General features: G+C 70.6%; 10 protein-coding genes. 5 read left to right on the forward strand and 5 right to left on the reverse strand.

The features are described from left to right. Nucleotides 1–47 precede the first annotated feature (47 nt). The 4 genes from N7L95_RS25345 to N7L95_RS25360 all read right to left on the reverse strand — a co-directional run bounded on the left by N7L95_RS25345 (nt 48) and on the right by N7L95_RS25360 (nt 5064). Complete coding sequence (locus N7L95_RS25345) at nt 48–2300, reverse strand: RICIN domain-containing protein (RefSeq protein ID WP_301260401.1); 2253 nt, start codon at nt 2298–2300, stop codon at nt 48–50. Between the two features lie 556 nt (nt 2301–2856). Next, on the reverse strand, nt 2857–4140 hold the full coding sequence (locus N7L95_RS25350; RefSeq protein WP_301260402.1) for a hypothetical protein: 1284 nt from the start codon (nt 4138–4140) through the stop codon (nt 2857–2859). A 103-nt stretch (nt 4141–4243) separates the two neighbouring features. Then, nucleotides 4244–4699: a HemJ family protein gene (locus N7L95_RS25355; protein WP_301260403.1), complete on the reverse strand. Its 456-nt coding sequence runs from the start codon at nt 4697–4699 to the stop codon at nt 4244–4246. Next, entirely contained in the window at nt 4696–5064 is a 369-nt protein-coding gene (locus N7L95_RS25360; protein ID WP_301260404.1) for a DUF3817 domain-containing protein, read from the reverse strand. Before N7L95_RS25360 ends, N7L95_RS25355 begins: the two co-directional genes overlap by 4 nt. Before the next feature lie 174 nt (nt 5065–5238). On the opposite strand from N7L95_RS25360, the gene N7L95_RS25365 reads away from it, so the two are divergent. From N7L95_RS25365 to N7L95_RS25375, 3 genes are all read left to right on the forward strand, one after another. Continuing rightward, a complete protein-coding gene (locus N7L95_RS25365) occupies nt 5239–6192 on the forward strand; it encodes a GlxA family transcriptional regulator (protein WP_301260405.1) in 954 nt (317 codons plus the stop codon). 379 nt (nt 6193–6571) lie between these two features. Continuing rightward, nucleotides 6572–8287 (forward strand): Hsp70 family protein, encoded by a 1716-nt coding sequence (locus N7L95_RS25370; protein ID WP_301260406.1) that lies wholly within the window; start codon nt 6572–6574, stop codon nt 8285–8287. Nucleotides 8288–8303: 16 nt separating this feature from the next. Then, nucleotides 8304–9962, forward strand: a complete 1659-nt coding sequence (locus tag N7L95_RS25375; protein ID WP_301260407.1) for a hypothetical protein — start codon at nt 8304–8306, stop codon at nt 9960–9962. A 319-nt stretch (nt 9963–10281) separates the two neighbouring features. On the opposite strand, the gene N7L95_RS25380 is transcribed toward N7L95_RS25375, so the two are convergent. Beyond that, a complete protein-coding gene (locus N7L95_RS25380; RefSeq protein WP_301260408.1) occupies nt 10282–11550 on the reverse strand; it encodes a retroviral-like aspartic protease family protein in 1269 nt (422 codons plus the stop codon). A 391-nt stretch (nt 11551–11941) separates the two neighbouring features. On the opposite strand from N7L95_RS25380, the gene N7L95_RS25385 reads away from it, so the two are divergent. Continuing rightward, nucleotides 11942–12286 (forward strand): DUF2946 family protein, encoded by a 345-nt coding sequence (locus N7L95_RS25385; protein WP_301260409.1) that lies wholly within the window; start codon nt 11942–11944, stop codon nt 12284–12286. A 134-nt stretch (nt 12287–12420) separates the two neighbouring features. Further along, nucleotides 12421–14589, forward strand: a complete 2169-nt coding sequence (locus N7L95_RS25390; protein ID WP_301260410.1) for a TonB-dependent siderophore receptor — start codon at nt 12421–12423, stop codon at nt 14587–14589. Nucleotides 14590–14602: the final 13 nt, after the last annotated feature.

The following is a 14602-nucleotide window of genomic DNA, read 5'->3' on the forward strand; positions in this document are numbered from 1 at the left end:
GCCGCGGAGGGGCGGCCGCTCCTGCCCGCCGCCACGGCCCGCCCGGCTCATTGCGGCAGGGTGGCCCGCAACCGGCCCGGCTCCGCGTTCACGGTGTCGCCGCGGCCGTTGATGATGTGCGTGATCTCGCCCACACCGCCCAGCGACACCGTCGTCATGTTGTGAAAGCGCACGCCTGGCCGCTGCGGCGCCTCGATGGCATTGCCCAGCTTCAGGGACGGGTTGGCCTGGAAGAAGCAGTAGATGCCCAGGCCCCACGCCGCGTGCTCGGTGACATCGTCGGCCACCTTGTACGAGGCGAAGCCGTTGGCGCCGTTGTTCATCCAAGCCGCCTGGCTCGGCACGTCGTAGGGAATCTCGCTCTGGTAGAAGTAGAGCTGGCCGCGCTCGCCACGCCACAGGGTCTGGTACTCGTGGAAGTGCTCGACGAAGAGCCCGTAGATGCGCACGTCGTCGCCATTCACGATCACGCCGTTGCGGCTGGTGTTGATGTCCCAGCCGACGTGCTCGCCATGGTCGGCGCGCCAGACCCAGAAATGATCGCCGATGACATGGTGGCTGTTGATGACGAGGCTGGCGTCGGCACGGCCCAGCGCGCCGGTGCCACCGACGCGGAAGAACAAGTCGTGCAGCGAGGTCGGGTTGGCTGCATGGCTGGCCGCGCTGGTCACCGGCCCCACCTCGAGCAAAGCCGGCGAAACCGTCTCGCCGGCATCGAACAGCAGGCCGGCGATCTTGACGCCGTCGACATCATCCACCGCCATCGCGGTGATGCCGCCCACGGGCACCAGCGTGGCGAGGCCGAGGCCCAGCACCACCGTGTTGCTGCGCCGGATCCGCAGCGTCTGGTCGAGCCGGTAGATGCCGGGTGTGAAGAGCAGGTGCTTGCCGGCATCCAGGGCTGCATTGATCGTGGCAGCGGTGTCGATGGCGGGTTTGGCCACATGGAACTGCGACAGCGGCAGGACCTGCCCTGCCGACGCGCCCTGCGCCCACGAAACGCCGCGGCTGTTGCTGCGCAACTCGGGCACCACCACGCTGTACTGGCCGGCGGTGTCCACCGTGAGGTAGGGCTTCTCGCGCACCAGCGGCGTCTGCTCGAGCACGGTATGCGGCGGGTCGGGGAAACTGGGGGCCGGCGCATTCACGGCACCGACGAACATCATGTTCCACACCCCGCCTTCCCAGCGGCCGAACTCGGCATTGCGGGAGAGCCACTGCTGCTGGCTGCCGGAGATCACGGTGCCGTCGATCTTCGAGTCGGCGATGAAGCCGCCGCTGGACCAGCCATCGCGGTCGAACAGGTGCAGGTTGCCCTGCACGTGCATGCGGCGGAAGGGTACTGCCTGTGACACCGCCCACACCATGGTGTTGTTGTTGCCGGGCACCACGCTGAGGTTCTCGGCACCGCGCCAGAAATTCTGGGTGGCGTTCTGGCCGAACCACTCGGCATCCACATGCAGGCCGCCATGGATCGTGACGTCGTTCGGTGAGCGGCCGAGGCCGAGCACCTGGGTGTAGTAGCCCACCCGCACGAAGTTGTGATACGTGCCCGGCTTGAAAAGAAAGGCATGCCGCTGCGGGCCGAACTGGTTGGTCTCCTGCTGGCGGTAGACGTCATCGAGCTCGGCCTGGATGGCATCGGCGCTCATCGACGGATCGAAGACCTTGACGTTCGGCCCCAGGTCCACCACGCCGGCGCCGACCGGCTCGAACACGAAGCGCTGCGCGCCGGTGCCGTTGCAGCCGTACTGCTGGATGTTGGCAGCGTCGCCGGTGGACGCGCCGGCCACATCGACGCACTTGTTGCTGTTGAGGTTGACCAGCGCGTAGCCGCCTGCGACGTCGCTCTGCAGCCGGAAGCGCTGCGCGGCGGTGCCGTTGTCGTGCCACTGTTGCACGTTGGCGCCGTCGCTGGTGGAGGCACCGCTCACGTCCATGGCCTTGCCACTGTGCGCCGCCAGCAACCGGTAGACGCCGGCGGACACTTCACTGACGTCAAAGGCCTGGTTGAGCGCGCCGGTGCAGCTGTTCTGCTGGATGTTGCCGCCGTCCCCGGTGGCGGCGCCGGCCACTTCGACGCACTTGTGGCTGTGCACATTGCGGATGACGTAGCGGCCGCCGGGCAAGGTCGCAGCGGCGCCGGCCGTGGTCCCGGACGGGTCGCCGGGCGGGGCGGAGGCGTGGCGGGCGGCGGGCTCGCCGGAGCCGCCGCAACCGGCAAGCAGCGCGGCCGCTGCAAGGGCCAGGCGCCAGGGGCGCTGGACGTTGGGGTGAGAGGCCGAGGGGGCGTGAAGCATGTCGTCTCCTGGTGCTATCGGACGCGACTGTGGGACGCGACAGTGGGACGCGGCAGTGAGACGCGTCAGCGCGGTTCGTCTGCCGGATACGGGCGCAGCCACTATGGAACCGGTTCCATTCTTTGATGCGTCAGTGCATGGAACCGGTGCCACCCGAATTCTGGTGCAGATCGGGCCCTCGGTGAACCCACGAGGAAACCCTTAGCGAGGCCGCCCGGGCAAGGCCGGCCGGCGGCCGCAAGGGGCCGGGTTGGGAGCGCAGCAGCCTCCCTTGCCGCTGCGCAGGGACAGGAGGCGCGACCCGCGCGCGCTGCAGGCCGCAGCCCTCCCACGGTCTTCGCGGGAGCGTGGCCGCGGCCCGCCACCAGATCCGTGAATGCGCGTTGCGCATGCCACCCGCTCGTCCCGCTTGGCGCTCGATGCGACGGCGGTGGCCCAGGTCGCGCTGCCTGCAACGGGGATTGGCGGCGCCATGGCCTCGCGATGTCCAGGGCCGGAGCCGGCTCGTTCCAGCACTGCTGCACGCGGGATGCGATGGCGCGCCGGTGCACGGCGGCTACTTCTGCCAACCATCGATGCGGTACAGCACCTCGACCAGCTTGCGCTCGGCCGTCCCGGAATCCGGAACGAACCAGGCCTCGAAGCGCGCCGGATAGTAGACACCCGGATCGCCCGCATGCACCAGCACCGACTCGCGGAGACGGAACAGCTCGGCTCCCTGGCCGGACCAGCCGATCGGGCGTCGCGCCGTGGCCAGCACCTCGATGTTGCGGGTCGCCTCGAAGGCCTTGAGGTACACGCGCCCGGCTTCCCCCGGATTGGCCGCCACCTCGATCTCGAACGCCCCCGCACCCCCGGCGAGCCGGATGTCGGGCGAGCCCGAGGCAACGCTGCCCGGCGGCAGCAGGCCACTGTGCCACCGGCCTGCGGCAAGCACATGCCCCAGCTCGGCCGCCACGCCGTCAAGCGCGTGCTGCAGTGGCTGGCCGTCGGGCCAGCGCGAGGACTGCCGCAGGCTGATGCGCAGGCGGGGCATGTCGATGAGCAGCCTGGCATGGTGCAGGCCGCCCTGCCCGTCGGACTCGAAGGCCAGCGGCAGGCGCCCCGGCAGGCCGGCGGCAGGCTCGCCGCCAGGGACGCCGGCAGCAGGCGCTGGGTGGGACTCGGTCGCCAGGCCGGAACGCAGCAGCACCACCACCTCGATGTCGAACCAGTGGCTGCGGTGCCGCGCGAAGTCGATGCTGCGCCTGGCCTCCATCTCGCCGCCGCCGCCCGCCTGGATCCGCCAGCCCGGGTGGCTGCGCAAGTAGCGCAGCAGGAGTTCGGTGTCGCGCTGCGTCAGGGCCGCCCATGCCTGGGCGTCGAACCGGACCTCGGACCACCGGGCCGGCGGAGGTGCTGCGTCCGCCAGGCGCAGCAAGGGCCGATACGCCGGCTCATCGAGGGCCACGGGCTCGAGGCTCGGTGCCGGCTCCCGCAGGACCATGCCGGGCGGGATGTCGATGTCGCGTCCGAAGCCGTCCGGCAAGGCGCCGAGGAAAGCCGCCCCGAGCGCCACCACGATGCTCCACAGCGACACGATCACCGTGCCGAGGATGGAGAGCGCCGCGACGAGCTGGGCGCCACGCCGCCGCGCCCGGTGCTGGGCCCGCAGCGCCCTCGTCATGCCGACCGTGGCCAGTAGCACGCAGAGCAACAGGGCCGAGGAAAGCGGTCCGATCACGCCGGTGTCGAGCAGCCGCAGCAGGACGGCGTACAGCGCGGCAGCATTTGCAAGCAGGCCGGCCACGCAGGCCCAGGGGCTCTGCAGGCACCGGCTCAAGGAGGAGGTGAAGGGCACGTTCTGGCAGGCAGGAAAGCAGCAAGGCCGCCACTCTAGAAAGGCGCGGTGAAGTCAGCATGAAGTCGTCGCCGGCGGTCCCTGCCCTGCACAGCGGCCCCGGCTATTGGAACGGCTTGAGCACCGCCAGCCCCGCGATCAGGACCGTCGCCAGGGCCGCCCACCCGGCGGCCGCACCGGGGGCCCGGGGGGCTGCTGCATGGCCGTTGCCCTGCAGCAGCCGGCTCACCATCGCCGACTGCCGGCCGTGCCAGGCCGACAGGCCGACCACCAGCAACAGCTTCAGCTGCAGCCATGTCGCAGGCAGTGCGGCGAGCCCCACCGCCATGGCGAGCCCGAGCATCCACAGCACCAGCAAGGCAGGCGTGGCGACACGACGGTCCCATTGGCGGGCCGCCACCAGCAAGGCGCGGTTCTGCGGGTTCAAGGGGTGGGGATGGCGCTGCACCACGCGCAGGATGGCACTCAGCAAGAGCAGACCCGAGAGGAACAGGACCGCTGCCGCGAGATGGGCCGCCTTGGCGACCCCCAGCAGCGCAACGGCCGTGATTCCCGTCATCGGGCCTCCCCTGGCCGGGGCGGCGCGCACAGCTTGCGACGAAACAGATGGACATTGGCCAGGTTGCCCAGCGGGATGGCGGCCGCCACCACCGCACGCAGCACCTCGGTCCAGCGCCATTCGCCGGGCCGCATCACGCCCGCCAGCACCCACAGGTAATAGACAAAGGCCAGGCCGTGCACGGGCCCCAGCACGCCCACCAGGCGGGCGTCTCCGGCCGCATGCTTCAGTGGCACCGCCACGCCCACCAGGAGCAGCAAGGTGCCACCCTCGACCAGGGAGGCGCGGCGCCACCGGCGGTAGTCGGGCGAAGGAGGAGAGGCGGGGGCGCGCATGGTGTGGTCGTCGCTCGCAATGTTGAACACGGGGCGGAATCATCCCGCCACCGGCGGTTCGCCTCCAGCCGGCTGGTGCACAAAACCGAAAGCTTCCTGCCAACGCGAGAATGCCGGAGCGGCGTTGCGGTGCCTGTTTCTTCACCCTGCGCCGTGCGGCTGGCCGCCGTTTGCGAGCGTCCAGTGGCTCCTTAGAATCCTGCCATGCACAAGATCGCCGTTCTCGCCTTCGACGATGTCATTGCCTTCGACCTGGCCACCCCGTGCGAGGTGTTCGGCCGCGCGCCGGTGCCGGCCCGTCGTGGTGGCTACCAGATCAAGGTGTGTGCGGCGTCGGACACGGTGGGCGCGGGCTGGTTCAGCCTGCAGCTGCGGCACACGCTGGACGACCTGGCCGAGGCCGACACCGTCATCGTCCCCGGCCTGTCCGATCCTTCCGGCCCCCTGCCGGCCGGCGTGCTGCGGGCGCTTCGGCAGGCAGCCCACCGGGGTGCGCGTCTCGTCTCCATCTGCACCGGTGCCTTTGTGCTGGCCGCCGCCGGCCTGCTCGACGGCAAGCGCGCCACCACCCATTGGCAGGTCGCCCCGGCGCTGGCGCGGCGCTACCCCGCGGTCGAGGTGCTGCAGAACGTGCTGTTCACCGAAGACGGCATGGTCTACACCTCCGCCGGTGCAGCGGCAGGCATCGATCTCTGCCTGCACCTGGTGGCGCTGGACCATGGGGTGGGCGTGGCGGCCGAGACTGCCAAGCTCGCGGTGGTGCCACTGCAGCGAGCGGCAGGGCAGCCGCAGTATGTCCGGCGCCCTCGCGCCGCCGTGGAGCCGCCACTGCAGGAGCTGCTGGTCTGGCTCCTGAACCACCTGGACCGCGACCTCAGCCTCGACAACATCGCCGCCGCCGGCCGGTTGAGTGTGCGCACCCTGCACCGGCGCTTCCTGGAGGAGACCGGGCTGTCGCCGACCCAGTGGCTGCTGCGCGCCCGCGTGAAGGAAGCGCAGCGCCTGCTCGAGGGCACGCGGCTGCCGGTGGAGCGGGTGGCCACCGAAGTCGGCTTCCACAGTGCAACCGCCCTGCGGGCGCACTTCAGGCGGCATGTGGGCGTGCCGCCCAGCGCCTACCGGCGAGCCGGGCGTGAGGGTCAGACGGCAGCGCGCTGAGGCACTGGCGCCTCAGGGCTGCGCGCCGGGTCGAGGTGGTCGACAACCGGTGCTGCCCGGCTCGGCCGCCGCGGCCGCGCCCTCCCCGTCCCGCGCCGCCGGCTCAGGTCCGGACCGCTGTGGCAGCCGGTCTCTCGGCGGCGCCGGTCGATCGCGCGGGACAGCGGCCGCCGGCCTCTGTGCACGTCAACGCCCGGCCGGACGGTCTTCGGCAGCGCCGAGAAAAACGTCTCGAACGCCGGGCTCCTGGCGTTCTCGCCGCAGCCGCCGCGCCACCGTGCAGCGTTAGCATCCGCATCCGCCGCCCGCGTGCACGGACGGGTAGCGCAACAACAAGGCGACACCGGCGCAGGGTGATCGCGGAGAGGGAACCAAGAACATGATCATCGGCATTGACCTGGGCACGACCAACAGCCTCGTGGCCGTGTGGCAGGACGGACAGCCGCGCCTGCTGCCCAACGCGCTGGGGGACCGGCTCACGCCGTCCTGCGTCAGCCTCGACGACGATGGCTCGGTGCTGGTGGGCCGCGCGGCGCGTGACCGCCTGCAGACCCATCCCGAGCGCACCGCCGCGGTATTCAAGCGCTACATGGGGAGCAACAAGACGCTGCGCCTGGGACGGCGCGAGTTCCGCGCCGAAGAGCTGTCGGCCCTCGTCCTCAAGTCGCTGAAGGCCGACGCAGAGGCCATCCTTGGCGAACCGGTGACCGAAGCCGTCATCACCGTGCCGGCCTATTTCTCGGACACACAGCGCAAGGCGACCCGGGCCGCAGGCCAGCTCGCCGGCCTGCGCGTGGAGCGTCTGCTCAACGAACCGACCGCCGCCGCACTGGCCTATGGCATGCACCACCTGGACAGCGAGACCCGCTTCCTGGTGTTCGACCTGGGTGGCGGCACGTTCGACGTTTCCGTGCTCGAGCTGTTCGAGGGCGTGATGGAGGTGCGGGCATCGGCCGGCGACAACTTCCTCGGCGGAGAGGACTTCGTCACCGCGCTGGTGGAGCTGTTCTTCACCCGGCAGGAACTGCCGGAGCGGCTGCGCAAGGAGCCGGTCTTCATGCAGCAGCTGCGGGCCCAGGCCGAGGCCGCGAAGTGCGCCTTGAGCAGCCAGCCAACGGCGACGATGCGGCTGTGGCACAAGGACAGCGACTACGCGCTGCAGATCGGCGAAGCCGAACTGGAGCAGGCGTGCGCGCCCCTGCTGGCCCGGCTTCGGGCGCCGGTCGAGCGGGCCCTGCGCGACGCCGACCTGCGCAGCAGCGAACTCAGCAACATCGTGCTGGCCGGCGGCGCGACGCGCATGCCGTTGATCCGGCGGCTGGTGACGACCATGTTCGGGCGCTTTCCCGCGATCGACCTCGACCCCGATGCGGTGGTGGCGCTCGGCGCCGCGGTGCAGGCCGGCTTGAAGGCGCGCGACCGGGCGCTTTCGGAAGTGGTGATGACCGATGTCTCGCCCTACTCGCTCGGCGTGGAGGTCAGCCGGCGCCTTTCCGCCCACGATGCGTCACACGGCCACTTCGATCCCATCATCGAGCGCAACAGCCCCGTGCCCTTGAGCCGCGTGAAACGCTACCACCCGATGGCACCCGGGCAGACCGAAATGCACTTGAACGTCTTCCAAGGCGAAGCACGTCTCGTCAAGGACAACATCCACCTCGGCGAGCTGCGCCTGGTGCTGCCGCCGGGCCCGCATGAGGAAAGCGGCGTCGACGTGCGCTTTACTTACGATGTGGATGGACTGCTGCAGGTCGAAGCCACGATCGTGAAGACGCAGGAGACGTCCACGCTGCTCATCCAGGGGCAGGCAGGCGGCCTGTCCGAGGAAGACATCGCGCAGCGGCTGCAGGCCCTGGCCGAGCTGAAGATCCACCCCCGCGAGAAGCTGGAGAACCGCACCTTGCTGGCGCGCGCGGAACGGCTCTACGAGCAGTTGCGGGGCGACGCCCGCGAGCAGCTCGGGATGCGGATCTTCGCTTTCGAGCGCCTGCTGGCAACGCAGGACGATCGGCTGATCGCGCCGCAGCGGCGCGGCTTCGAGCAGCTGCTCGATCACATCGAGCGCGACAGCTTCCTCAACGGCGCGCCCGACTGAGCCGCAGGAACCGCCGATGAACTTTGCGCCCTCCTTCCTGGCCCGCCTTGAGCTTGGCCCGGACGCGGATGAACGCGCGGTCAAGCGCGCCTATGCCAAACGCCTGAAGCAGATCGACCCGCAGGCCGATCCGGCCGGATTCCAGTCATTGCGCGAGGACTACGAGGCGGCCTTGGCCTACGTTCATCAGGCCGGTCCGGGCGACGGCCTGCCAAGCGTCGCCGGCGCCGCCAGCGGCGAGGACGGGGCCGCCACCACGGCCGCCGCGGACGTGCCGGCGGCACGCCCGGCACCGGGCGGCCACAGCCCGGCACCTGCACCTGCACCTGCACCTGCACCTGCACCTGCACCTGCACCTGCACCTGCACCTGCACTGGCACCGGCACCGGCACCTCCGGAGGCGCGCACGCAGGAGGGTCCCTGGAGCCCGGCGCAACTGCTGCACGGCGCCGAAGCGGCGGCAGCGGCTGTCTTCGAGGACTTCAAGGCCGGCCTGCAGCCGCCCCTGCAAGAGGAAGAAGCGGCCCGGCTGCTGCTCGAGCGCTGCATGAACGACGCCCGCCTGATCAGCCTCGATGCCCGGCGCAGCTTCGAGGGGCGCGTCGCACGCCACCTTGCGCAGGGATGGCGCCCCGGCAACGAATTCTTGCTGGGGCCGGCGGTCGCCTGTTTCAACTGGCGTGACGACCCGCGGCGCCTCGCACCCTTCGGCGGCGTGGGCGAGTGCCTCAATGCCGCCATCGAGGAGCGCATGCTGTACGACGGCCAAACACCGCAACGTCGGCAGGAGCAGCGCGACCTGATCCGCCAGCTGCGCCGCGGTACCCGCCCGGCAAACCAGGTCCTGGTGACGGAACTCGGGATGCTCGAATTCTGTGCCCGGTGCTTCCCGAACTGGCTGCACCTGATCGCGCCCTTGCAGGACATCGAACGCTGGCGCGCGTGGTCCCGCGAGTTGATGGCTGCCGCGCCTGCTCCGGCTGCAGCGCCGCCACCGGCGCGCCCCTTCCGCGAGCCAGGCTGGATCCTGACCTGGCTGGTGGCCGGTCTCCTGGTCGTCGGTTTCCTGGTGTCGCTGAAGAGCGGTCGCGAGTCCACCGTGAAGCCGCAGTCCTGGCCCTCGACCCTGTCGGCGCCCTTGCCGCCAGTCAGGGCCCCGGGCGGCAGTTCCGACTTGGCGGAGCGCCTCTTCCCCAGCCAGGCGCCGCCGCCACCGGGGGGAACGCTCTTCCCGATGGGGCAGGACACGCTGGATGTGCCGATCCGCCCGGCTGCGGCTGGCGCCTCGGCGGCTCGTTCGCGTCGCGAGCGGAAGGATCAGGGCGCGCCGGCCGAGACCGGTGCGCCCGGCCGGCAGCAGAAGGTGGACCGCGACGCTGCACGGATGAAGGCAGCGGCCGCCATCGAGGCCGCCACCCGGCTCGACATGCCGGCGCCCCTCGCGGCGGGCACGGTGGAGGGCCACGCACCGCCTTCCGCCGCGGCAACGGCCACCCGCGCAGCCACATCGAACAATCCCGCCTACTCGCTGACCGATGCACGTCCGGAAGCGGCCGCGGGATCAGCTGCGCTGCCGAAACCGGCCTATACGTTGAGGGATGCCGGCCTGGAACCGGTGCGCTTGGGGCAAGGCCTCGCCCCGCCCAAGGCCAAGCCGACGCCCGATGAAGAGTAGCGGTGCCCTCGCTTGCGCCAGGCCGGGCCGGGCGGCCCGGCAGCGGGGGGGCGGGGGAAGGAGCGCTCGTCCACCGGCTCCGTGAACAGGCTGCCGCGTGAGGCCGCGCACCGTGGGCAGCCACAAGGCAGCTCATCCCAGGAGACGGACCGGACGCGTCTTCAAGCGCTCCCGCCACAGGGCCGCCCCCTCCAACAGGGGTGGTTGCAAGCGGCGCAGCGAGGCGTCGAACCGCGGACTGCATCGGCCAGTGGATCAGCGGTCTTGCCTCGAACGGCCATGCGGGCTTCCACTGCCGGGCCCGACCGCTCGTGCGGGCTCAGCGCGGCCGCAGCAGCAGGAACTCCATCCCCTGCCGACGCACCGATTGAATATCGAAACGCGACAAGGTCGACTGCCCCAGCAGGAGCTGGCAGTTCTCGCAAACCACCGCGGGCATGTCCTTCACCTCGAAAGGACCGATGCGCACCGAGGACAGCAAGATGCTCCGCGCAGCCACCTTGCGCCCGTCGGCGGTACGCAGCTCCACCCGGGACGCCACTTCACGGTAGTCGGCGTGCGCGGCCTCTAGCAGCTCCGGGCTGATGGTGGTGACGCTGGCCCCGGTGTCGACCAGGAAGCCGGCCGGCGCACCCTTGCCCAGCTTCAGCGGCGCATAGTAGTGACCTCCGTACATCGGCAAGCGCAGCAGGCGCTCATCGGCACCGGCAGCCCTTGACGTTGCCAGGCTCGCTTCGATGCTCATGCGCTGCGCCGCGAAGTAGCCGGGCCGGCCCGCCGCCTCGCGGCGGACGTCGTAGGCCTGCAGGAGCGACAGCGCCTCGTACGGACGCTGGCGGGCCAGCAGCAGCTTGGCCAGCCGCCCGCGCACGTCGACCAGGTCCGGGGCAATGGCAAGCGTCTTGTAGAACCAGTCGATCGCTTCCTCCATGCGGCCGAGGGCAGCCAGGCTCTCGGCGTAGAAGGCGAACAGGTCGTAGGCGCCTTCCCCGAGGGCCAGCGCCTGCTCGAAATGCTTCAGGGCTTCGGCATGCCGCCCGGTTCGGGCCAGGGCCAGCGCAAGGCGGGCCTGGGCAGCGCCGTCCTGTGGATGCAGCTCGGCATAGCGCTGCCACAGCCCGACCGCGCATTCCAGGTCGCTGTGGCGCAGGCAGTTCTCGCTGCGCGCCTGCAGCTGTTCGATGGAAAGCCCCTCGATGTCGGCGCTGGCGACATAGTGGGCGTAGAGGCGAACGCCGCCCCAGGTGGCCGCGGGCAGCAGCAGGAGCGCCAGGCAGCTGAACAGGAAGACCTTGAAGCGCCGTCGCTGGTTGGCGCGATGGCTGACCAGCGTGTAGATGCCGACCGCCACCATCGGCCATATCAGCGTGCCGATGGCCGCGCCGGTCGCTTCGGCGCCGCCACCGCCACGCTGCACCACCAGCCCTACATTGACCGCGGCCGCTGCGAGGAAAGCCAGCACCGCCCCTGCCCGCAGCGCGGGCCCGGCCGCCGGCCGGCCGTCATCGCGCATGAAGCTGAGTTGCTGAACATAGGGGTGGTCGGTATCGGCCGCCAGGGCGACGGGCTCCTGCCGCAACTCGGACATCTTGACTTCCTGCGGTGGATGCAAGCCGCAGCGGTGCCATGGCCCCCACGGCCGGCATTTCCCCTCCTGCACTCCATCCCCACGAAAATTATGCCGCCTGGCCGCCACCCGCAGCGGGCATGCCGCGGCGCAATGGGGCTGCGCTGCGGCAATCCTCCGCGGTGCCAACGGTATTCAAGCTGGCCGGCGCAAGCTGCCGCGTCGCCGCCGCGCGCAGCGGAGCGCTTGTCCCGGTTTGATAGGCGCCCTCCTCCTGGCAGGCCGACAGCGCAGGCTCCTGGGCGTGCACCCCCTGCCCACCGCTTCGTCCGCCGGCCTCCACGCGCTCGCGACGCCCCTCTTTAAATGAGAATGATCTCTCAATAGAATCGCGGCCAGCTCTCGCCATCGCATGCAACGCCTCCTGCTTCGACTCCTGCTCCTGGCCGTGTGGTTCAACACGGCCATGGCGTTGCCCTTGCATCAGGCCGAACACATCAAGCGCCTGGCCTCCAGCGCGCTGGAGCTGCAGGCGGAGGCCGGCAGCCGCCGTCCCGCGCAAGACCCCGACCTCTACGAACAGTGCGAGTGGTGTGCGGTCTACGCGCAGTTCGCCGGCATGGTGCCGGACGGGGCCGCGTTGTGGCCGGGCGTCCTTGTGTCGCCCGCGTCCTACGAAACGCCGAAGCCGCAGGCCTTCTTCCCGGCGCACCGGGCCTGGTCACCCGCGTCCCCTCGCGGCCCGCCACTGGCTTGAAGCGCGGCCTGCCGCCCGGCAGCCGCACCTTGCCAAGCGCCGCTCTCGTGGGCCCCCGGCCACGAGGCGTCATCCCGTCCTGGAGCCGCTGCGCAGCTTGAATGCGCGGGCGGCCGTCTGTCCACGCCTCATTCATGAACGCCTATCCATTGCCAGGGAAGCTGCTTCCCTGTGCTGGCTTGCGCCTGCGCCCCCTTGCCCTGGGCGCGGTCGCCCTCAGCCTTTGCCCCGGCCCTGCCTTCGCGCAGGGCGCTTCACCCGCACAACTGCCCGCCGTGGAAGTGCGTGGCCGGGCCGCGCCGCGGACCTACCACGCGGAGGAAGCTGCCGCCGCCAAGAGCCAGCTCCCGCTTCGGGAGCTGCCTCAGTCGGTGCGTGTCATCACCCAGGAATCCATCAGCGATCTCGGCGCGACCGGGCTCGACGACGTGCTGGACTATGTCGGCGGCGTGTCCCGCCAGAACAACTTCGGTGGCCTGTGGGACAACGTCGCCATCCGGGGCTTGCCCGGCCATGACAACACCGGGCTGGCCATGTTGTTCAATGGCTTCGCGGCCAACCGGGGCTATGCCGCCCCGCGCGACCTGGTCAATGTGGAGAGCATCGAGTTCCTCAAGGGGCCGGCGGCGGCCCTCTACGGCAGCAGCGAGCCGGGCGGCACCCTCAACCTGGTGTCGAAGCGGCCTCGCTGGAAGGCCGCGCATGTCGTGGAGGCACAGGCCGGCAACCTCGGGTTCAGGCGGGCCACGGTGGACAGCACCGGCCCGGTGGGGCCGGCCTTCGCCTACCGCCTGAGCGCGGCGGTCGAAGACCGCGACGGCTTCCGCGACCATGTGGAGGCCCGGCGCCGGCTGCTCGCCCCTGCCTTCACCTGGAAGCTCGGCCGTGACACCGTGCTCGACTACCGCGGCGAGTTCATCCACCACGCCACCCCGATGGACCGCGGCGTCGTCGCGGTCAACCGTCGGCTCGGCGCCATCCCTCGCAGCCGCTTCCTCGGCGAGCCGGGCGACGGCGACATCACGCTCACCAACCAGCGGCACCAGCTGACGCTGGCCCAAGAGTGGAGCACCGGCTGGCACAGCCGCTTCGGCTTGTCCTACCTCGACACCTCGCTTCGCGGCCTGACCACGCAGGCCTCGGGCGTGCTGCGCGCCGACGGCATGCTGTCGCGCCAGGCCTACTTCCGCGACTACGACTCGGAAGACCTGGCCGCGCAGGCCGAGCTGCAGGGCAGGATCCGCACCGGCGATCTCGAGCATGAATTGCTGCTGGGGATCGAGAGCTTCCGCTTCCGCATGAACTCGCTGGCGCTGAGCGCCAATCCCACAGCGGGCGCTCCCTACGCCATCGACATCCATGATCCGGCCTACGGGCAGCCACGCCCCGCGCTGAGCGTGACGATCGACACGCTGGAACGCCAGCGCAACACCGCGCTTTACCTGCAGGACGCCATCAAGCTGACGCCGCGGCTGCGACTCGTGGCGGGTGCGCGGCTCGACCACTACCGGCAGTCGCTCGACAACCGTCGCGCCGGCGTCACCACACGGCAGCAGCCCTCGGCCACCTCCCCCCGCCTGGGCCTCAGCTGGCTGCCCACGCCGCAGTGGACGCTCTACGCGAATGCAGGGCGCAGCTTCCGCCCCAACACCGGCACGGATGCGGGCGGCAACGGCTTCTCACCCGAGCAGGGCCGCGCGCTGGAGCTGGGCGGCAAATGGGAGAACGCCGAGCGCACGCTGGGCGCCACCTTGGCGCTGTTCGACATCCGCAAGCGCCACGTGCTCACCTCGGACCCCGCCCATCCGGGCTACTCGACCGCCGCCGGCGAAGTGCGCAGCCGCGGCCTGGAGGTGGATGTGGGCGGGCAGCTCAGCCGCCATTGGCGCCTCAATGCCAGCCTGCTGCTCAACGAGGTGGAAGTGACGCGGGACCACCGCCTGCAGGTCGGCGGCCGCCTGCGCAACGTTCCCAAGCTGACGGCCAGCGCCCTCGCCCTGTACGAGGACGTGCTCGCCAACGGCCAGGGCTGGGGCCTGGGCGCCGGCTTCACCCATGTGGGCAGGCGCCTGGGGGAAAGCTACACCGAGGCCGAGGCCCAGGCCGGCACCCCGGCCTTCGACCTGCCGGCCTACACCACCGCGAAGCTGGTGGGCCACTGGCAGGTGACGCCCGCCACCCGCGTCTCGCTCGATGTCGACAACCTGTTCGACCGGTCGTTCTACACCAGCTCCTACAGCCGCCTCTGGGTGGCGCCCGGCACTCCGCGGGCGATCACGCTCGGACTGCGGTCCCGCTTCTGAACCAGTTCACATG

The sequence above is a fragment of the Eleftheria terrae genome (genome assembly GCF_030419005.1).
Lineage (GTDB): Bacteria > Pseudomonadota > Gammaproteobacteria > Burkholderiales > Burkholderiaceae_C > Caldimonas > Caldimonas terrae.

What these genes read in the sequence shown, in the direction of transcription:
- N7L95_RS25355 (WP_301260403.1), bottom strand. Translation starts at nt 4,699, where the DNA reads ATGACGGGAATCACGGCCGTTGCGCTGCTGGGGGTCGCCAAGGCGGCC.
- N7L95_RS25370 (WP_301260406.1), top strand. Translation starts at nt 6,572, where the DNA reads ATGATCATCGGCATTGACCTGGGCACGACCAACAGCCTCGTGGCCGTG.
- N7L95_RS25385 (WP_301260409.1), top strand. Translation starts at nt 11,942, where the DNA reads ATGCAACGCCTCCTGCTTCGACTCCTGCTCCTGGCCGTGTGGTTCAAC.
- N7L95_RS25345 (WP_301260401.1), bottom strand. Translation starts at nt 2,300, where the DNA reads ATGCTTCACGCCCCCTCGGCCTCTCACCCCAACGTCCAGCGCCCCTGG.
- N7L95_RS25380 (WP_301260408.1), bottom strand. Translation starts at nt 11,550, where the DNA reads ATGTCCGAGTTGCGGCAGGAGCCCGTCGCCCTGGCGGCCGATACCGAC.
- N7L95_RS25390 (WP_301260410.1), top strand. Translation starts at nt 12,421, where the DNA reads ATGAACGCCTATCCATTGCCAGGGAAGCTGCTTCCCTGTGCTGGCTTG.
- N7L95_RS25365 (WP_301260405.1), top strand. Translation starts at nt 5,239, where the DNA reads ATGCACAAGATCGCCGTTCTCGCCTTCGACGATGTCATTGCCTTCGAC.
- N7L95_RS25375 (WP_301260407.1), top strand. Translation starts at nt 8,304, where the DNA reads ATGAACTTTGCGCCCTCCTTCCTGGCCCGCCTTGAGCTTGGCCCGGAC.